At 61.4% G+C, this 18,529-nt stretch carries 15 protein-coding genes; 6 read left to right on the forward strand and 9 right to left on the reverse strand.

What is annotated here, in order from left to right; all coding sequences use genetic code 11:
• From GIW28_RS28635 to GIW28_RS28645, 3 genes are all read right to left on the reverse strand, one after another.
• On the reverse strand, positions 1–3,128 hold a 3,128-nt coding region (locus GIW28_RS28635; RefSeq protein ID WP_236490461.1), incomplete at its 3' end, for a DUF6531 domain-containing protein.
• A 158-nt stretch (positions 3,129–3,286) separates the two neighbouring features.
• Positions 3,287–6,370 carry an efflux RND transporter permease subunit gene (locus tag GIW28_RS28640; RefSeq protein ID WP_236459128.1) on the reverse strand — a complete coding sequence of 1,028 codons (3,084 nt, stop codon included), beginning with the start codon at positions 6,368–6,370 and terminating at the stop codon, positions 3,287–3,289.
• 2 nt (positions 6,371–6,372) lie between these two features.
• A complete protein-coding gene (locus tag GIW28_RS28645; RefSeq protein ID WP_236459127.1) occupies positions 6,373–7,479 on the reverse strand; it encodes an efflux RND transporter periplasmic adaptor subunit in 1,107 nt (368 codons plus the stop codon).
• A gap of 101 nt (positions 7,480–7,580) precedes the next feature.
• Here GIW28_RS28645 and GIW28_RS28650 point away from each other — a divergent pair, with 101 nt between their 5' ends.
• On the forward strand, positions 7,581–8,783 hold the full coding sequence (locus GIW28_RS28650) for a multidrug effflux MFS transporter (RefSeq protein WP_236459126.1): 1,203 nt from the start codon (positions 7,581–7,583) through the stop codon (positions 8,781–8,783).
• Between the two features lie 117 nt (positions 8,784–8,900).
• Here GIW28_RS28650 and GIW28_RS28655 read toward each other — a convergent pair whose 3' ends face one another.
• Entirely contained in the window at positions 8,901–9,809 is a 909-nt protein-coding gene (locus GIW28_RS28655; protein ID WP_026013891.1) for a LysR family transcriptional regulator, read from the reverse strand.
• 106 nt (positions 9,810–9,915) lie between these two features.
• On the opposite strand from GIW28_RS28655, the gene GIW28_RS28660 reads away from it, so the two are divergent.
• From GIW28_RS28660 to GIW28_RS28670, 3 genes are all read left to right on the forward strand, one after another.
• On the forward strand, positions 9,916–10,782 hold the full coding sequence (locus GIW28_RS28660; protein WP_017139688.1) for a pirin family protein: 867 nt from the start codon (positions 9,916–9,918) through the stop codon (positions 10,780–10,782).
• An 85-nt stretch (positions 10,783–10,867) separates the two neighbouring features.
• A complete protein-coding gene (ycaC, locus tag GIW28_RS28665) occupies positions 10,868–11,494 on the forward strand; it encodes an isochorismate family cysteine hydrolase YcaC (protein WP_170038544.1) in 627 nt (208 codons plus the stop codon).
• Positions 11,495–11,734: 240 nt separating this feature from the next.
• Positions 11,735–13,180 (forward strand): mechanosensitive ion channel domain-containing protein, encoded by a 1,446-nt coding sequence (locus GIW28_RS28670; RefSeq protein WP_236447703.1) that lies wholly within the window; start codon positions 11,735–11,737, stop codon positions 13,178–13,180.
• 190 nt (positions 13,181–13,370) lie between these two features.
• Here the strand turns inward: GIW28_RS28670 and GIW28_RS28675 are convergent, their stop codons facing one another.
• Positions 13,371–14,069, reverse strand: coding sequence for an SDR family oxidoreductase (locus tag GIW28_RS28675; RefSeq protein WP_236447704.1), 699 nt, complete (start codon positions 14,067–14,069; stop codon positions 13,371–13,373).
• 107 nt (positions 14,070–14,176) lie between these two features.
• Between GIW28_RS28675 and GIW28_RS28680 the strand changes: the two genes are divergently transcribed.
• Together GIW28_RS28680 and GIW28_RS28685 are read left to right on the forward strand one after the other, a co-directional pair.
• Complete coding sequence (locus GIW28_RS28680) at positions 14,177–14,611, forward strand: winged helix-turn-helix transcriptional regulator (protein WP_017139684.1); 435 nt, start codon at positions 14,177–14,179, stop codon at positions 14,609–14,611.
• 321 nt (positions 14,612–14,932) lie between these two features.
• Complete coding sequence (locus tag GIW28_RS28685; protein ID WP_017139683.1) at positions 14,933–15,520, forward strand: LysE family translocator; 588 nt, start codon at positions 14,933–14,935, stop codon at positions 15,518–15,520.
• Here the strand turns inward: GIW28_RS28685 and GIW28_RS28690 are convergent.
• From GIW28_RS28690 to GIW28_RS28705, 4 genes are all read right to left on the reverse strand, one after another.
• A complete protein-coding gene (locus tag GIW28_RS28690) occupies positions 15,462–16,355 on the reverse strand; it encodes an AraC family ligand binding domain-containing protein (protein WP_017139682.1) in 894 nt (297 codons plus the stop codon). The two genes, GIW28_RS28685 and GIW28_RS28690, sit on opposite strands and share 59 nt — an antisense overlap.
• A 63-nt stretch (positions 16,356–16,418) precedes the next feature.
• A complete protein-coding gene (locus GIW28_RS28695; protein ID WP_177034989.1) occupies positions 16,419–16,838 on the reverse strand; it encodes a GNAT family N-acetyltransferase in 420 nt (139 codons plus the stop codon).
• Positions 16,839–17,031: 193 nt separating this feature from the next.
• Positions 17,032–17,577 carry a hypothetical protein gene (locus GIW28_RS28700; RefSeq protein WP_236447705.1) on the reverse strand — a complete coding sequence of 182 codons (546 nt, stop codon included), beginning with the start codon at positions 17,575–17,577 and terminating at the stop codon, positions 17,032–17,034.
• Positions 17,578–17,752: 175 nt separating this feature from the next.
• Complete coding sequence (locus GIW28_RS28705) at positions 17,753–18,244, reverse strand: GNAT family N-acetyltransferase (protein WP_138454202.1); 492 nt, start codon at positions 18,242–18,244, stop codon at positions 17,753–17,755.
• Positions 18,245–18,529: the final 285 nt, after the last annotated feature.

Here is an 18,529-nt window from a genome sequence, read left to right on the forward strand (position 1 = left end):
AAGGTGCCCCAGCCCTGGTGTTCGGCGGTGAGGCGGTTTTGTGGATCGTACTCGTAGGCCAGCGCCCAGTGGCCGTCGTCGACGCTGAGGAGGTTGCCTTGGCGGTCGTAGGTATAGTCGACAACATTGCCGTCTGGCAGGGTTTTTCTTACGAGGCGCCCGGCGTGGTCTCGCTTATAGCGTGTAACGAGCTGACTGCCGTCGTCGCCGTGTTCGGTTTTTTCCGCCAGGTTGCCGTTGAGGTCATACACATAGGCCGTGCGCTGGCCGTCAAAGCCGATTTCCTGCTGGATCAGGCCGTTGGGGTGGTAATCGAGTTGGTAGGTTTCGCCTGCCTCGTTTTCGATCGAGGTCAGCAGCAAACGCGCATTGTCGTAGCGATACTTAACGTGGCTGCCATCGGCGTTGATACGGCGGCTGATCAGGTGCAGGCCGTCGGCGTATTCGTAACGGGTGACGTGGCCGAGTTCGTCGTGTTCGGCGGTGATTTTTCCGTAGGCGTTGTAGCTGTATTCGCGCGTTGCGCCGCCTGGCAATACGACACGAATCAACCGACCCACGCTGTCCCACTGATACTGGGTCAGCGCTCCCTGTTCATCCTCGCGGGCAACCTGCCGACCAAGGTCGTCATAGCGATAACGCTTGATACCCCCATTAGGCAGCAGCTCCTCAAGCAACTGCCCACGCTCATTCCAAACCAGCCGATGGCAACTGTTGTCGGGAAACCAAACCCCCGTCAGTTGCCCATATTTGTTGTAGCTGTAGTCCGTAATATTGCCGTCAGGATCGGTCTTACGCGTGACGTCGCCTTGATCATTGCGCTCATATTTCCAGACGGCGAGACCACGCCTTACGACCCGTACAAACCCGTTGTCATGCTCGTAGGACGTCGGCTCGTCATCCCCCGGAAACATCGCTACCAAGCGTCCGGCTTCGTCGTACTGATACGCCGTCACCGCCCCAAGCGGGTCCTGCTCGACCGTCAGCCGACCCTTGTCGTCATAAGACTTGAAGTGCTCAGCACCGTCCGGATCAATGCGCTGCACCAGCCGCGCACGGTCATCGTGGACATACACTTCCCGGCTGCCATCAGCGTTATGCACCGTGACACGGCCGTCATCGCCCCAGGCATACCGCGTATCCATCTGCGAAAAGCTGGCCCAATGCCGAACACACCGAGCGGCCTTGCCAGCCCGTTCCCACTCCCAAAAGAAGCTCGCCCCACCGGCCAACCCACGCTCAAGAATGACGTGCTGCTCGTCGTACCGATAAACCTCGCTTTCACCCACAGCATTGGTCGCAGAAACCAGTCGGCCAAGGTCGTCATAGGCGTAGGAAACAACCTTCTGCTCCGTCACCCATTCAAACGGTTCGTGCCCCTTGGCGCGGTGAACCTGATAGTCCACCGCCACAATGCGGCCCAATTCATAACGCAGAAACAGCGAGCGGCCTACGCCATTATCCAGCCGTTCAACCCGCCCCAAACGATCGCGGAAAACCCGCAACCGGTTGTCATACGCATCGCTGATGGCAACCAGCGCGCCATTGTGGAAGTGATAAAAACGCGACGCCTGAGCCAGCACTAATTCATCGGGCAACTCACCCAAATAAATCGCCGCTTCAGCCAAGCTGTTGGTAATCGCCGGTCGAGCTGCGGTGGGCAGCACAAACTCGGTACGACGATTCTCATGATCCGTCCACACCACCGAATCACCCGAAACCACCAACCGTTGCGCCAGCGAATGGCTCCAGCCAAACCCCAACCCGCAATCGACTTCCACCGCACTGGTGCGATACAGCCGCGTCCACTCAAACGGCAAAACCCCATCCAGCGTGCCGTCTGTGAGGGTCAGCAATTCCTCGCCGGTGACCATCGACACCGGGCAGCCGTTGGTAACGGTTCTGTCGGCCGCAGCCGCCGCATCGCCATTGAGGTTCTTGCCCGAAGCCGGCACATCATCCACAGGTTCCTGGCGCACCAACGCGGTCTGCTGCGTCTTGCTGCGCACCGCCGGCACCGGGTTGGCAACCAACTGGTCCCCAGCCTTCAACGGCGCAACCGGCACGGTCTTGATCGGCGTCGGGGCACTGCCCAGCAAGATCGGCTTGGCCGCCTCGACATGCTCACCCAAGCGAGATTTACCGAATTGCCCGGCCAGTTGCTCCAACCACCGGCGCGCGCGCCGAGACTTGATGCCGCCCAGCACCTGGGCGCTCATGCGTATCGCAATCCCCATGCCGCCCGTGGCCAGGGCCAGCACCAGGTTAATCAGCACGTCGGCGCTGATCTCACCCAGCAACTCGTTCATGTAGGCAGGCGGCAACAACCGCATCCAACTGACCATGGCCGACAGGTAGATAAACAGCAGCGGCTCATCGCTGAGCACCAACAGGCCTTTTTCAAGCGCCTCGGCGCTGGCATTCAGCAGCTGTTCAAACTCGGCCTGGGACAGATAACTCAGCAGCTTTTCAGCGTTATCCAACGGGTGTGCAAGCCACTCAAATAGCTGCTTGAGGCTGTCCCATAGTGAGTACAGCGCCTGGCCAAACCCTTTGGCGTAAGCCTGGTCCAGCATGAGATAACGCTTGAGGACATTGGCCTCGGAGTAGTCCTGCCACAGTGGCGCAAATGTGCCGCTCCACTCGCTGCGCAGCCAGCCTTCCAGCGGTTCGATGACCGACTGATAGGAGGCATACAACGCCTTGAAATACGCAGGCGAAACGTCGGGGTAAAAGTTGACCCGGTACTGCTGGTTGCGATCACATTCGGTGATTTCGAGAATGCCGCTGGGGCCAATAGTTTTGCGGATCGGCTCGCCCAGTGGGCCGCCATTGGGGTCTACGCGTTGCAGCACCACCGGCGTATTGCCGATGGGCACAAAGCGCGTGCTCTGGAACATATGCACCAGGGTCAACGTGCCGCTGGCCTGGCAGGTGGCGACGGTGGTGCTGGGAATGATCGAGCGGTCGATCGGCGCGACCAGCGCCACTTCGTTGCCGACCTTGAACACCTGCTCGACGTCCAGCGCCGAAAAGCTCAAGAAGCTCTGCGCCCAGCTGTCGTATGAACTCAAGCAACGCCGGAAATCGCCAAGCACGGCCTCGACGTCCCGCGTCTTCGAATCCATGGCGGCTAGCACCAACAGGCCAATAGTCTGGCCGGTGGCGGCGATCAAAACCAAGCCCCGACAACCGAGGCCTTAACCAGAAAAACCATCTGCAATCCCTCGCACTGTGTGATCAGGCGAAGGACTTTGCAGAGATTTTCAGGACAACTCTGTAGAGCTTATCCGGCGTTTACGTGGGAAGTTTCAACGGCCTTCGTGCGCTCCCGCCCAAGCACCAGGCTGCACAGCGCCGGCAGGAACAACAGCGTCAACACGGTGCCTACCAGCACCCCGCCAATCAGCACGTAGGCCAGGGACGACCAGAACACCGACAGCGTCAACGGAATAAACGCCAGCGCCGCCGCCAATGCGGTCAGGATCACCGGCCGCGCCCGGCGCACGGTGGCTTCGATAATCGCCTCGCGCACCGCCATGCCATGGTCCTGGTTCTGGCGGATCTGGTCGGTAAAGATCAGCGTGTTGCGCATCAGAATGCCGCCGATGCCGATCAGGCCCAGAATCGCGTTAAAGCCGAACGGCTGGTTGAACAGCAGCAAGGTCGGCACCGCGCCAATCAACCCGAGCGGCGCAGTGGCGAAGACCATGAACATCACGCCGAACGAACGCACCTGGAACATGATCACCGTGAGGGTCAGCAAAATCATGATCGGGAACAGTGCCGCCAGCGCCACGTTGGCCTTGGCGCTTTCTTCCACCGGGCCGCCGATCTCGATCTGGTAACCGGCGGGCAGCTTGGCGATCAAGGGTTGCAGGTCTTTGTACACGGCCATTTCCACGTCGGGCGGTTGCACGCCGTCGATGATGTCGGCGCGCACTTCCACGGTGCTTGCACGGTTGCGCCGCTTGAGGATCGGCTCTTCCATCACCGCCTGGAAGTGCCCGACCTGGGCCAGCGGCACCGAGGTGCCGGCGCTGTTGGTGAGGGTCATGTTGTTGAGGTTACCGAGGTTCTCGCGCTGGTTGCCCTGGGCACGCGCGACCACCGACACGGTGCGGTTGCCTTCGCGCACTTCGGTGATCGGGTTGCCGCTGAGCAAGGCGTTGAGCTGGGATTTGACCTCGTTGGGCGTGAAGCCCAGCAGGCGCAGGCGGTCCTGGTCCAGCACCAGCCGATAACCGCTGGTGCGTTCGCCCCAGTCGAGGAAAGCGTCCTTGGTCAGCGTGTTGGCCGCCACGACGCGGCGCACGTCTTCGGACACCCCGCGCAGCACATCCAGGTTCGGCCCGGACACACGAAACACCACCGGGAACGGCACCGGCGGGCCGAACAACAATTGCGTGACGCGCACCCGCGCGGCCGGGAACTCACCGGCGGCAATGCGTTCACGCATGCGCACTTTCAATGCGTCACGGGCATGGGAGTCCGGGGTTTGCACAATCAGTTTGGCAAAGGCCGGGTCGGGCAGTTCGGGGTTCAGCGAAAGGAAAAAGCGTGGCGCGCCGCCGCCTACATAGGTGTCGACCAGGCTGGTTTGCGGTTCTTGCAGCAAGGCTTTTTCCAGCTGTGCCGCCACCGCTTCGGTGCTTTTGAAGGCGCTGCCGGGCGGCATATACACCTCAAGGATCAGCTCGGAACGGTCGGAGTTGGGGAAAAACTGCTTCTTCACCACGCCCATGCCCAGCACGCACAGCACAAAGGCACCGACCACCAGGCCAGTGACCAGCCAGCGTTGGCGCACGCAGGCTTCGACCAGGCTGCGCAGTTTCTGGTAATACCGGCCGGCGTAAATCGCGTCATGGCCACCCGGCACCGGTTTGATCTGCGGCAGCAACTTCACGCCCAGGTACGGCGTGAACACCACGGCCACCAGCCAGGACGAGATCAGCGCAAAGCCGACGATCCAGAAGATATTGCCGGCATATTCGCCTGCGCCGGAACGCGCAAAACCCACCGGCAGAAAGCCGATGATGGTCACCAAGGTGCCGGTGAGCATCGGCGCCGCGGTGGAACTCCAGGCAAACGTGGCGGCGTGAATCCGGTCAAACCCTTCTTCGAGTTTTACCACCATCATCTCGATGGCGATGATCGCATCGTCCACCAGCAAACCCAGGGAAATAATCAGCGCGCCCAAGGTAATGCGGTCAAATTCACGCCCGGTGAGCAGCATGATCACAAACACCACCGACAAGGTCAGCGGCACCGCGGCGGCCACCACCAGCCCGACGCGAAAGCCCAGGGCCAACAGGCTGATTACCATCACTACGGCCAGGGCGACGAAGAATTTGAGCATGAACTCATTCACCGCCAGGCTGATGTTTTTCGCCTGGTCGGAGACCTTGGCGAAGTTCACGCCCAGCGGCAGGTCCGCCTGGATTCTGGCTTCCTGGGCCTTGAGGCTTTTGTCCAGTTCCAGGCCGTTCCAGTGCTTCTCCATGATCACGCCAAGCATCAGCGCCGGGTCGCCCTGATGGCGGATGCGATAGCTGGGCGGGTCTTCATAACCACGGCTCACGGTCGCCACATCGGCAATGCGCAGTACGCGGCCGTTGACTTCCAGCGGTACGTTTTCGATCAGCGCCAGGCTGTCGAAGGCGCCGTCGATGCGAATATAGGCACGCGCGCCAGCGGTTTCGACAAAGCCCGACGGCGCCACGGCGTTCTGTGCGGCGAGGGCGGCGAAGATCTGGTCCGGCTTGATGCCCAGCGTGGCCAGGCGCTCATAAGAGAACTCGACAAATATCCGCTGCGCCTGCTCGCCGAGGATATTGACCTTCTTCACGCCCGGCAGGTTGAGCAAGCCCTGGCGCAAGTCTTCGGCCATCTGCACTTGCTGGCGATGGGGCAGGTGCTCGGCTTCCAGCGCATACAGGGCGAAATACACATCGGAATATTCGTCATTGAAGAACGGCCCGATCACGCCTTTGGGCAGTTTCGCCGCTTCGTCGCTGAGCTTTTTGCGGGTCTGGTAGAACAGGTCCTGGATCTCACTGGGGCGCGTGGATTCCTTGTAGGTCATGCGCATCGACACAAAACCCGGCTGGGCGATGGTCTCGACGCGGTCGTAGTAGTCCAGTTCCTGCAGGCGCTTTTCCAGGCGGTCGGCGACTTGCTCCTGCATCTCCTGGGCGGTGGCGCCGGGCCAGGCGGCGGTGATGGTCATGACCTTGACGGTAAACGACGGGTCTTCAGCGCGCCCCAGCTTGCCGAACGAGAAGATCCCGGCGGCGAGGATCGCAATGATCAGAAACAGCGTGACGGCGCGGTGCTTTACCGCCAGTTCGGAGAGGTTGATGCCGCGCATGCTCAGTGGTCCTGTTTACGGTTGAGGGCCAGTGCCTGGGCCGGCAGCAGGCGCACGGTGTCGCCGCTGTGCAGCAAGTGCGCGCCAAGAGCGACGACGATCTGGCCGGGCGTTACGCCACTGTCGAGCAGCGCGTCTTCCTGGCCGAGGCTGGCCACGTTGACGGGGGCGAAGCTGACCTTGTCGTCCGCGCCAATCACCCACACGCCGGTGCCTTGCCCCGCATCCTGCAACGCGCCGATGGGCACGCGGGTTTGCTGGGTCTGGCCGTTGCCTTGCAGGCGTACGGTGATGGTCGAGCCGAGGGCAAAACGGTCGACGGCGCCATGCAGCACGTAGCGTGCGCGGTAGGTGCGGGTGGTGGGGTCGGCGCTGGCCGACAGCTCGCGCAGGGTGGCTGTCACGGCCTGGTCCTGTGCGCCGAACGGGAAGGCCAGGGCTTTTTGCGCGGCTTGGTCGCGCTGGTTTTCCGGCAGGTTGACGATGGCTTCGCGGGCGCCGTCGTGGGCCAGGCGCGCCACGATCTGGCCCTCGGCGACCACTTGGCCGCGATCCACGCGCACATCGGTGATGATGCCGTCGCCGTCGGCCTTGAGCACCGAGTAAGTGCGGCGGTTTTCGATCTGGCTGGCATCCGATTGCGCCGCGGCCAGTTCGGCTTCGGCCACGCGCAGGTTGGTCGCCGACTGGTCGAAGATCTGCCGCGACACGGCGCCGGTGCTGGCCAGGCGCTGGTAACGGTTTTCGTCATCACGGCGTTGGCGCAATTGGGCCTGGGCGGCGTTGACGCGGTTTTTGGCCGAGCGCAGGGCCAGTTCGAAGTCGCCGATGTCCAGTACCAGCAAGGTGTCACCACGGGCGACATGCTGGCCGGGGTCGACCTTGCGTTCGATGACTTTGCCGCTGACCCGGAAGCCCAAATCGCTTTCGGTGCGCGCCGCGACCACGCCGGTGTAGGCGCTTTGTTGGGTGCCGGCGGCTTCTACCTTGGCGGCCAGAACGGGACGCGGCAGCGGCACTTCGGCGGCGGTGTCGGCCTTGCTGTTGCAGCCGCTGAGGATAATCAACAGGCCTAGGGGCGTGAGAAGACGCAGGGGAAGAGGGTGCATGACGGGCTCCAGGGGTGGCCAATGGATAAAGAATTATGGACATAATATTTTGCTCATATTATGGTCGAAATATAAATTAATCCAGCCCCCGGATATTCCTTATGTCGAACGCCCCGGCCCCGTCGCGAAGCCTGTTGTTTTTACTGGTGGCGCTCACCGCACTCGGTGAAGTCTCGACCCAATTGCTCATCCCCGGCCTGGGCGCCATCGAGCAGGCACTGGCGGCGCCAGCGGGTTCGGCGTTGATGGCGTTGTCGGCATTTGTGGCTGCATTTGGCCTTGGGCAATTGCTGTTCGGGCCGCTGTCGGACCGCATCGGCCGTCGCCCCGTGCTACTTGGCGGCCTGGCGCTGTATGTGCTGGCAACCCTGTCGATGCTGCTGGTCAGCGACATTCAACAGTTCATTGCCGCCCGCGTGCTGCAAGGCCTGGGCGCCTGCGCCGCGCTGGTGCTGGCGCGCACGGTGGTGCGTGATGTGTGGAAGGCCGAAGCGGGGCCGGCGCTGGCGTTGACCATGATCGGCATGCTCTACGCCATCGTCGTGGCGCCGATGATCGGTGGCCTGCTGATCAAGCTGCTGGGCTGGCAGGCGCCGATCGTGCTGGCGCTGGTGATCGGCAGTGTGGTGCTGGTGTTGGCGCTGTTGTTCTTTCGCGAGAGCAATCACTTTCTGGACCCCAAGGCCGGGCATTGGCGCACCCTCGGCGGCCAATACCTGGATCTGCTCAAGGGCCGCCAGTTTCGGGCGTACGCGGTGGCGTTGGCCTGTACCTACGGCGCGATGTTCGCGGTGATCGCGGGTTCATCGGCGGTGTTTATCAACCTGCTGGGGTTCAGCAGCCTGGAGTACGGGCTTAATTTTGGCCTGATCGTGTCGATGCTGATCGTTGGCTCTACCTACACCCGGCGCAATATCCTGCGCCTGGGGCCGCAACGCATTGTGTCGATAGGCGTGACGCTGGTCGCCATCGGCGGGATTCTAGCGGTGGTGATTTACGAGCTGTTCGGCCTGTCGGCGCTGGGCCTGGATATTCCGGTGGCATTGGTCACCCTTGGCGGCGGCCTGGTGTTGCCGGGCTCTGTCACGGGCGGGGTGATGCCCAACGCCCATCGTGCGGGGTTGGCGGCGGGGTTGATGGGCTTTTCGCAGATGTTTGGCGCGACGTGCAGTGGCCTGTTGCTGAGCCATCTGCGTGATGGCAGTGCCACGCCGATGATCATGATCCAGGCGAGCTTTGCGGTTTCGGCGTTTGTGGCGTTCCACCTGCTGCGCCAGCGCCAAGCGCTGCTGGCCGCGGCTTGATCGTTCCCACGCTCTGCGTGGGAATGCCGCCCCGGACGCTCCGCGTCCCGCTCTGGCAGTCGTGACGCAGAGCGTCACTGGATGCATTCCCACGCGGAGCGTGGGAACGATCAGCGGTCAGGCCATGTCGCTGTGCGCGAATTCCTCGCCTAGAAAATCAATCAACGTGCGCACCGACGGCAACAGTCCACGGCGCGAAGGGAAAATCGCGTGCACGATCCCGGTCCTTGGCGACCAACCCGGGATCAAGTTGACCAGGCGCCCGGCAGCAATGTCCTCGCGCACCACCACACTCGGCAGGTGCGCAATACCCACCCCGGCACACACCGCGTGGCGCAACGCCAACAGGTCATCGGTGATCATCCGTGGGAAATGCCGGATCACCGCGCTGGCACCGTTCTCGCCAAACAACTCCCACTGGTATTCGCGCTGCGCCGAGCCCCAATACACGCTCGGCAACCCATTCAAGTCCCCCGGCAACGGCGGGTTGGACAGGCGCGACACCAACGCCGGGCTGCCCACCAGGCACTGCGTGCTGTTGCCAAGCACCTTCATCACCAGATCGGTGTCTTCCAAGGGCGGAAAGCGAATGCGCAGGGCGATGTCGAAGCCTTCGTGAATCACATCCACACGCCGGTTGGTGCTCTCCAGGTGCAACTCCACCAGCGGGTACTTGAGCATATAGCGGGTCAGCATCGGCCCGACCCAGGAGTTGAGCAGGGCGGTGGGGCAGCTCAAACGCACAATGCCCTGGGGCTCGGAACGGTTGCGCTCGATCACTTCGGCGGCGGCTTCGGCCTCTACCCGCATGGCCAGGCAGCGCTGGTAATAGACCTGGCCAATTTCGGTGAGCGAACAATGCCGGCTGGTGCGGTTGATCAGGCGCACACCCAGGCGCTCTTCGAGCTCGCTGATACGCCGGCTGAGCTTCGATTTAGGCATGTCCAGCGCGCGGCCCGCGGCGGCAAAACCACGGTGCTCGACCACTTGGGTGAAGTAATAGAGGGTGTTGAGGTCTTCCACTATCGTTCTCCAAATAGAACGCTAAGGGTTATTTTTGCCGTCTAGCGCGGTAAAGGTAGCGGATTTAAGCTGTGTACATGCACTGCTTTCACGCCTTTGGAGAAACGCCATGAAAAATATCATCGGTATCTACACCAGCCCACGCAGCCATTGGGTAGGCGACGGCTTTCCGGTTCGTACGCTGTTTTCCTACGACACCATGGGCAAACACATCAGCCCGTTCCTGTTGCTGGACCACGCCGGGCCGGCCGATTTCACCCCGACCCAAGCACGTCGTGGCGTCGGCCAGCACCCGCATCGCGGCTTTGAAACCGTGACCATCGTCTACAAGGGCGAAGTCGAGCACCGCGATTCCACCGGCGCTGGCGGCACCATCGGCCCAGGCGATGTGCAATGGATGACCGCGGCCAAAGGCATCCTGCATGAGGAGTTCCACTCCGCAGCGTTTGCCCAAAAGGGCGGCGCGCTGGAAATGGTGCAGTTGTGGGTCAACCTGCCGGCCAAGGACAAAATGACCGATGCCGGCTACCAGACCATCCTCGACGGCGATATCCCGTCGTTACCCCTGGCCGACAACGCCGGCAGCCTGCGCCTGATTGCCGGTGAGTTTGCCGGTAAACAAGGCCCGGCCCGCACCTTCACGCCGATCGACGTGTGGGATGTGCGCCTCAATGCCGGTAAGTCTGTGACCCTCGACCTGCACGCCGGGCGCAACACCGCGCTGGTAGTGCTCAAAGGCACGGTGCAGGTCAATGGCCAGGAACTGGTGCGCGAAGGGCAACTGGCGTTGTTCGAACGCGACGGCGACCAACTCGCCCTGGAGTCGAACAACGATGCGATGTTCCTGCTGCTCAGCGGCGAACCCATCGACGAGCCTATCGTCGGCCACGGCCCGTTCGTGATGAACACCGAGCAAGAGATCCACCAGGCTTTTGCTGACTTCCAGTCCGGCCAATTCGGCCAGATGCATCACTGATTCACCCCCGCAACACCCAACCCAGATAGCCAGGCCGGTTTACCGGCCAAGGATGGCTGTCGCCCATGGAAAAGAGGAAGCACTCATGACTACTCCCTACAAGCGTCTGGACAAGGACAACGCCGCCGTTCTGCTGGTTGATCATCAGGCTGGCCTGCTGTCTCTGGTGCGAGATATCGAACCGGACAAGTTCAAGAACAACGTGCTGGCCCTGGCCGACCTGGCCAAGTACTTCAAGCTGCCGACCATCCTAACCACCAGCTTCGAAACCGGCCCCAACGGCCCACTGGTACCGGAGCTGAAGGCACTGTTCCCGGACGCGCCGTACATTGCGCGCCCTGGCCAGATCAATGCCTGGGACAACGAAGATTTCGTCAAGGCGATCAAGGCCACCGGCAAGAAACAACTGATCATCGCCGGTGTGGTAACCGAGGTTTGCGTGGCGTTCCCTGCGTTGTCGGCTCTGGCTGAAGGGTTTGAGGTGTTCGTGGTGACGGACGCGTCCGGCACCTTCAACGAAATCACCCGCGATTCGGCCTGGGACCGCATGTCGGCCAGCGGCGCGCAACTGATGACCTGGTTCGGCCTGGCCTGTGAGCTGCACCGCGACTGGCGCAACGATATCGAAGGCTTGGGTACCTTGTTTGCCAACCATATCCCGGACTATCGCAACCTGTTTACCAGCTATAACGCGCTGACTGGCGCCAAGTAAGCGCAAGACCCAAGGGTTGCCACATACCCTCTGTGTGGAGCGGGTTAGTGTGGGAGCTGGCTTGCCTGCGATGGCATCACCTCGATTCATCAGTCATACCGAGGTGTCCGCATCGCAGGCAAGCCAGCTCCCACAAAAAGCCTGCTTTCACATTAAGCCAGCTCCCACATTTTGTGCTGCGCTATACCCGCTATCTTCAATTCATGCGATCTTCTCGCCATACACCCTGGAGTCGCCTGGATGCCCTCATTTATCGCTGATCACCCGATGCTGTGCGCCGTGGCGCTGATCTTTATCGACATCGCTGTGTGGCGGCTTATTTCCGCCAACCTCGCCAACTGGAAACTGGCGGCGCGCCTGGCGATCTTTGCGGTGTTCAGCGCCGTGCTGTTCAACGACGGCATGAACCCCATGCAGCTTGCGCCCTATGGCGACAACACCGCCTTGCACCTGGCGGCCACGGCGTTGCAGATCGGCTGGTGGCTGTTCGCAGCGCGCACCCTCACGGTATTGCTCGGCACGGTCATGATGAATCGCGTCGGGCACGGCGGGCGCTTGTTGCAAGACCTGCTGGGCGCAGTGATCTTCCTGATCGCGATCATCGCCGCCATGGCCTACGTACTCGACCTGCCGGTCAAGGGCGTGCTCGCCACCTCCGGCGCGGTGGCGATCATCGTCGGCCTGGCGCTGCAAAGCACCTTGAGCGACGTGTTTTCCGGGATCGTGCTCAACACCACCAAGCCGTATCAGGTGGATGACTGGATCTCCATCGACGGCACCGAAGGGCGCGTCACCGACATCGACTGGCGCGCCACGCGCCTGCAAACCTCCCAGGGCAGCATGGCGGTGATCCCCAACTCCCTGGCGGCCAAGGCCAAGATCATCAACTTCTCACGCCCGGCGGACATGTTCGGCCTGGCGGTCAGCCTGCAAGTCAGCCCGCATGCGCGCCCGCAAACCGTGATCGAAGCGCTGGAGCGTGCGATGCAAGGTTGCCGACCATTGCTGGCCAAACCCGCGCCCAGCGTGGCGTTCAAGGCTTCGGCCAGTGGCGGCGTGGAATACGAGATCAGCGGGTTCGTGCCGGCCATGGGCCAAAAGCGGGAAGTGCGTAACCAGCTTTACGACCTGGCGTTCCGTCACCTGCAAGCAGCGGGCGTGGGCCTGCTGTCGGCCACCGAAAGCAGCGCGCCGCCGGTGATGTCCCACGCACGGGCATTGCTGGAGCGTTCGTCGATTTTCTCCACGTTGCGCCAAGAGGAAAAAGACACCTTCAGCCAGAACATGACCCTGCACACCTATCGTGCCGGCGAGATGATCCTGCCGGCGGGGGAGGTCAGCGACCATTTGTTTATCGTCGAGTCCGGCGTGGTCTCGGTGATGTTGATCAAGGATGGCCACAAGTTCGAAGCCGGGCGCATGGGGCCGGGCGAGGTGATTGGCGAGTCGGGGATTTTGTCCGATCAAGCGGCGCTGGCGGACTTCACCGCCAAGACCTTCTGCACGCTGTACCGCATCGAGAATGAGTACCTCAAACCCTGCCTGGACGCGCGCCACGACATCAGCGAAGCGATGAAGGCGCTGCTGGATTTCCGCCTGCACGCCGCGCAGGCCCTGACCCAGGACGCGCCGGTGGTGCCGGTCAAGAAAGGCTTTTTGCAATGGCTGCGTAACCGCGGGTTGTGAGCCCGTAACGCCATATCTTCGGGATATAACGCGATCTAAATGTGGGAGCGGGCTTGCTCGCGAATACGGTGGGTCAGTCGCCTATGCATCGACTGACACTACGCATTCGCGAGCAAGCCCGCTCCCACATTCAGACTGAGTTGTTTCAGTTGGAAGGTGCGCACCGGGTTCGGCGCGCACTGCTGGTTGCTCAATGACTCAAATACACCGGGCTGTCGGTGGACAGCGAAGCTTTTACCGCGTGGGTCATGTCGGTGATCAGCGCTTCTTCGCGGTCCTCACTTAATGCCTTGAGGGTAATGGCCACCACTTCTTGCGGGGTGCTTTTTGGCGCCTGCACATCCGCCACCATGTCAGTGTCGATATAGGCCGGGTGTACGCCGATCACCAAGATGTTCTGCTCGCGCAATTCACCACGCAGGCCATTGGTAAGACCCCACTGCGCCGACTTGGAGGTGCTGTAGCCGCCGGAGCCGGGCGGGCTCAGCCAGCTCAGTACCGAGAGGATATTGATCAACGCACCGCCACCTTGTTTGGCCAGGATCGGCGCAAAGGCGCGGCTCAGGCGCAAGGTGCCGAAGGTGTTCACCTCAAAGTGCTGTTGCAGGTTTTCGATGCTGTCTTCGGCCAGCAACGAGCCGTACTTGAGCCAGCCCGCGTTGTTGATCAACACACTCACATCGCCGCACTGCTCGGCGGCGCGCTGCACGCTGGCCGGGTCGGTAATGTCCAGGGCAATCGGCGTGCTGCCGGGGATATCCACACTGGCCGGGTCACGTGCACCGGCATACACCTTGGCCGCACCCGCTGCCAGCAGCGCGGTGACAAACGCTTTGCCCAGGCCACGATTGGCACCGGTAACCAACACCACTTTTCCACGAATATCCATGATGCACTCCAGGCAACGAATTAGGTTTAATAATGAAACCGTTTTTATCTTGAGCCTGTTGGTCCTATAATGCAACCTAATATTTATGCATGCCCGGAGGCCCGACGATGAAACGCAAATGCCTGGAAGGCGACTGCTGCCCGGTCGCCCGCGCGCTCGACGTGGTGGGGGATTGGTGGACGCTGTTGATCATCCGCGACGCCTACGCCGGGGTGACGCGCTTTGGCGACTTTCAAAAACGCCTGGGCGTAGCGAAAAACATCCTCGCCACGCGCCTCAAGGACATGGTCGAACAAGGCCTGTTGCAAACCAGTGAAGTGGGCGCGCGCAGCGAATATCAACTCACCGACAAAGGCCGCGCGCTGATGCCGGTACTGGTAACCCTGGCGCAATGGGGCGAAACCTTCACGCAGCCGGCCGATGGCAGCACCCACTTGCTGGATGCGCGCTTGCTCAAGCCGCTGCGCAAGGTTGAGATCGTGTCCGAAGACGGCCGGGTGCTGGGCCTGGAAGACATCATCACCCAGATGCCAGCGGCATAACGACTGGGCCATTGTGGCGAGCAGGCTGTTGTGGCAAACAGGCTTGTTATGGAAAACAGGCTTGTTGTGGCGAGCAGGCTTGCCCTGCGTTGGGCTGCGAAGCAGCCCCAGCTCTTTCTGCCTGACTCACCGCGCCGCCTGGATTGGGGCGGCTTCGCCACCCAACGCAGGGCAAGCCTGCTCGCCACAAAGGGAACATGGCGACCTGAAACGCTCTCAGGCAAAGCCTCCAAGACCTCAGGGGCATTTTCTTCAATACCACCGCAGCTCAGCCCTTTACCGTGAAGTCATCGTCACTCGGCATCACCAAAAGGAACTGCAATGAGCTTGATCATCTCCATGGCCGCCTTCGCTTTGGCCACTTCCATCACCCCCGGCCCGGTCAATGTGGTGGCGCTCAGCTCCGGCGCGCGCTTTGGCTTTGCCGCCAGCCAGAAACACGTAGTCGGCGCCGCCGTGGGCTTCACCTTGCTGCTGGTGCTGATCGGCCTGGGCCTGCATGAAGTGCTGGTGCGCTGGCCGATCCTCACCCAGTTGATCCAGTGGGGCGGGGTCGCCTTTTTGCTGTACATGGCCTGGAAACTCGCGGTCGACGATGGCCGACTCGACGCCGAAGGCACTGCCACCGCGCCATCGATGCTCTACGGCGCGATCATGCAATGGCTCAACCCCAAAGCCTGGCTGGCCTGTGTGGCGGGCATGGGCTTGTTCGTGGCCGATGGCGATGCGCGCCAAGTGTGGCTGTTTGCGGCGCTGTACCTGGTGATCTGCTACCTGTCGGTGGCGTGCTGGGCCTACGCCGGCACGTTTTTGCGGCGCTACCTGAGCAACCCCCAAGGCGTGCGCCTGTTCAACCGCTCAATGGCCGCGTTGCTGGTGGCCAGTGTGGGTTATTTGCTGATGGCTTGAGCAAGTCGCGGTACTGGCCCGGCGTAGCGGCGAAATGCAGTTTGAAGGTGCGCTGAAAATGCGCCTGGTCGGCAAACCCGGCGGCCAGGGCTACATCGGCGATCAGCTCGCCATTGCGCAATTGCGTGCGGGCAAACTGAATGCGCCGGTTGACCAGAAACGCATGGGGCGTGAGCCCGTAATACTGCTTGAACGCACGAATCAAATACGACGGCGACAGCTCGGCCGCCAGGCAAATATCCTCCAGCTTCAACGCTTCGGTGCAGTGCGCACGGATGTACTCGGCGGCGCGCTCCAGCTTGTGGTTGACCTCACGCAGCGGCGTCAAAGACGGGTTCAGGCGCTGCTGCACCTCGGTGAAATAACTCACCAGCGCACTCTCTTTCTGCAGCAACTCGGCCTGCTCATCCAACAGAATGCCGTACAGCTCGATCAGGCCGTTATACAACACCGTGTCGCGGGTATGCGGCGTATTGAACGGCCGATAACCCTGCTCGGTACTGAAACCCAGCTGGTATTGCAGGTCCGTCAGCCACGGTGTGTCGAGGTAAATCATGTGATACGACCAATGCTGGTCGTGGATCGGGTTGCACGCGTGCACATCACCGGGGTTCATCAACACCACCGTGCCGGCGCTGATCTCGAAGGTCTGCGCGCCATAGTGGTAATAACTGCGCCCGCGGGTGATGGCGCCGATGGAAAAATGCTCGTGGGCGTGACGGGTGTAAGTGACCTTGCGCCCGTCGGCGATGGTGCGTGCCTCAATGAACGGCAAGCGCTCGTCACGCCAGAAGCGTGGCGCGTGCGCGAGGTGAGGCGGGGTGTTCAGCGACATGGCGGTGGCTCCATCCCTTGAGGCGAGTTGCGATCATTGCACAGAGCGCCGGAGTCGTCAGCTTCAAAGCTGCTTGGACAAAAACACCCGGCTGCTGCCTTCGGGCTGGCAGGGTATTTCACCCAACCGCACCCACCCCTGTTTCTCGTAAAACCCCGGTGCCTGAAAACTCAGGGTGTACAGCACCGCATGCTGGCAGCCCCGGCGCCGCGCCTCGTCTTCGAAGGCCTGCAGCAACCGGCTGCCCAGGCCCGAACCGCGCAGGGCGTCGGGCAAGTGGAACAGGTCGAGGAAGGCCATGCCCAGGGTGGTTTTACCCGTGATGCCACCGAGCAGCTGCTGAGTGTCCGAGTCTTTGAGCAACACCATCAACGGCCGACGATCATTGCCGCCGGTGACGGCCTCATTGAACGCGGCAAGGCCATCGCCCAGCAGGCGCTCGGCGTCGGGGTTGGGTTGGTCGCTGATTTCAATCATGCTCATGCGTTCTCGCTCCTCAAAGCCGCTGGCGCACCATGTGCATCAGCCGTTCACCCACCTGATCAAAGCCTTTGTTCTGCGCCACCACCTGTGCGCCTTCCATCAGCAGAGACAGCTCCTGCGAGCGGCCGAAGGTGTGGGCCGGGTTCGTCTAGCGCTTAGAACATCCTCCACGGAGCCTAACACCGTCAGCGACTCACACTCGCTGCCAACCGCCCATGTTGTCGGCCTTGATTTCGAAATCGATGGCTTCGCGGTAAGCGTCGCCAAGATTGGCGTGCAGCCCCCCGCCGAGTGCTTGGGTAGGCTGCCATGTTTGCGTCTCTGGATCGAACACTTCGGCATCGTCACCGGCGGTGTCATCCATCTTGTTGCGCAAGGGGGTGTCGTTATCAATTCGGTGTTCGAGGCTGGCCCAGAGTTTGGTATTCGAATTGACCAGCGGGAAATCTGCCTGGTTTTCCGTCTTGCCCCTTGGGGACATGCTTGTATGCGAGGCCTGGGGCTCGCGATCCAGGGGAGCACGGTGAGCTGCTTCATGCATGTGTTGGATGTGCGAAGGGGGAGTGTAGGGTGTACGGGTGATTGGAAACATGGACGTACCTCGGCGATCTTTAAGAGAAAGTATCGCCAGAACCTGATCCGGCGATTCCTTTCGAAAACTACAGAGCCCTGCCAAGGCATTCAATAAGGTGATTTTTTGCAGATGTAACTGCTCAAAACTGCTGGTGACTGCGCTCATGTAACGATGGGTGCGGTCTATAGGCCGTGGCTCAAAACCGCGTATGACGTTTCAACTTGGCTGTCAGAAAAGGCAATAGAGGCGCGCTTCTTACCTGTTGCAACACAGTTGCCCGTTCAATGATGGCTGACGGGCGTAAATCCCGTTACATAAACACGACCAGAAAGTTAACGGCCTAAAGGCCCATCACCATCTCATGCCACGCCATCCCGCCATGCTCCGACGGCGACGGCTGCACATAGCCGTAACCCATGCGCGTATACAACGGTACATGCTGCTCCTTGCACATCAAATGAATCGTCCGCTTGCCCATCGCCTGCATGCGCTGCACAAACTCAGTCATCAACAGCCTGGAATAACCCTTACCCTGCTGCGCCGGGTCGACCACCACCGACATGATCACCACATTCGGCGCCTCGGCCGCATGCCCCACCAACTCCTTGAACGCCTCATCCGACATCACCACCTGATGGGCGCAGCCACAATTGATAAACCCCACCACCGCGCCATCCGCCTCCAAAATCAAAAAGCCCTCGGGGTACTGCGCAATACGCGTGGCGATCTTCTCCAGCGTCGCCGCTTCATCGCCTTCGTAGGCGCTGGTTTCGATTTCAAAGCAACGCGCGGCGTCGGCGGGTAGGGCGTTGCGGAAGGTGAGGGCGGGCATGGGAGGTTCCTGGGGCATTAAGCGAAAGGCCACATCATAAAGAAACATCCAGTGCCTGACACAGATTGTGATGATGGCAAACAAGCTCACCGTGGCGAGGGGGCTTGCGCTAATGCCAGTCAGTTAAGGCATAGCCGGTAATTGTGGCGAGGGAGCTTGCTCCCGCTGGGCTGCCCAGCAGCCCCACCTTTTTTGGCGCTTCTCCCCCCCCCCGGGCCGAGGCCCCCCCCCCCCCAAGCCCGGGGTTTTCCCCCGCACTTTTCCCCAAAACAAAAAGGAGGGTGG

It is taken from the genome of Pseudomonas sp. PA-5-4B (assembly GCF_021606215.1).
Taxonomy (GTDB): Bacteria; Pseudomonadota; Gammaproteobacteria; order Pseudomonadales; family Pseudomonadaceae; genus Aquipseudomonas; species Aquipseudomonas edaphica.

Excerpts from the sequence above, each read along its gene's own strand:
- GIW28_RS28640 (WP_236459128.1), bottom strand. The coding sequence starts at position 6,370 with ATGCGCGGCATCAACCTCTCCGAACTGGCGGTAAAGCACCGCGCCGTC.
- GIW28_RS28645 (WP_236459127.1), bottom strand. The coding sequence starts at position 7,479 with ATGCACCCTCTTCCCCTGCGTCTTCTCACGCCCCTAGGCCTGTTGATT.
- GIW28_RS28650 (WP_236459126.1), top strand. The coding sequence starts at position 7,581 with ATGTCGAACGCCCCGGCCCCGTCGCGAAGCCTGTTGTTTTTACTGGTG.
- GIW28_RS28660 (WP_017139688.1), top strand. The coding sequence starts at position 9,916 with ATGAAAAATATCATCGGTATCTACACCAGCCCACGCAGCCATTGGGTA.
- ycaC (WP_170038544.1), top strand. The coding sequence starts at position 10,868 with ATGACTACTCCCTACAAGCGTCTGGACAAGGACAACGCCGCCGTTCTG.
- GIW28_RS28670 (WP_236447703.1), top strand. The coding sequence starts at position 11,735 with ATGCCCTCATTTATCGCTGATCACCCGATGCTGTGCGCCGTGGCGCTG.
- GIW28_RS28675 (WP_236447704.1), bottom strand. The coding sequence starts at position 14,069 with ATGGATATTCGTGGAAAAGTGGTGTTGGTTACCGGTGCCAATCGTGGC.
- GIW28_RS28680 (WP_017139684.1), top strand. The coding sequence starts at position 14,177 with ATGAAACGCAAATGCCTGGAAGGCGACTGCTGCCCGGTCGCCCGCGCG.
- GIW28_RS28685 (WP_017139683.1), top strand. The coding sequence starts at position 14,933 with ATGAGCTTGATCATCTCCATGGCCGCCTTCGCTTTGGCCACTTCCATC.
- GIW28_RS28690 (WP_017139682.1), bottom strand. The coding sequence starts at position 16,355 with ATGTCGCTGAACACCCCGCCTCACCTCGCGCACGCGCCACGCTTCTGG.
- GIW28_RS28695 (WP_177034989.1), bottom strand. The coding sequence starts at position 16,838 with ATGAGCATGATTGAAATCAGCGACCAACCCAACCCCGACGCCGAGCGC.
- GIW28_RS28700 (WP_236447705.1), bottom strand. The coding sequence starts at position 17,577 with ATGAGCGCAGTCACCAGCAGTTTTGAGCAGTTACATCTGCAAAAAATC.
- GIW28_RS28705 (WP_138454202.1), bottom strand. The coding sequence starts at position 18,244 with ATGCCCGCCCTCACCTTCCGCAACGCCCTACCCGCCGACGCCGCGCGT.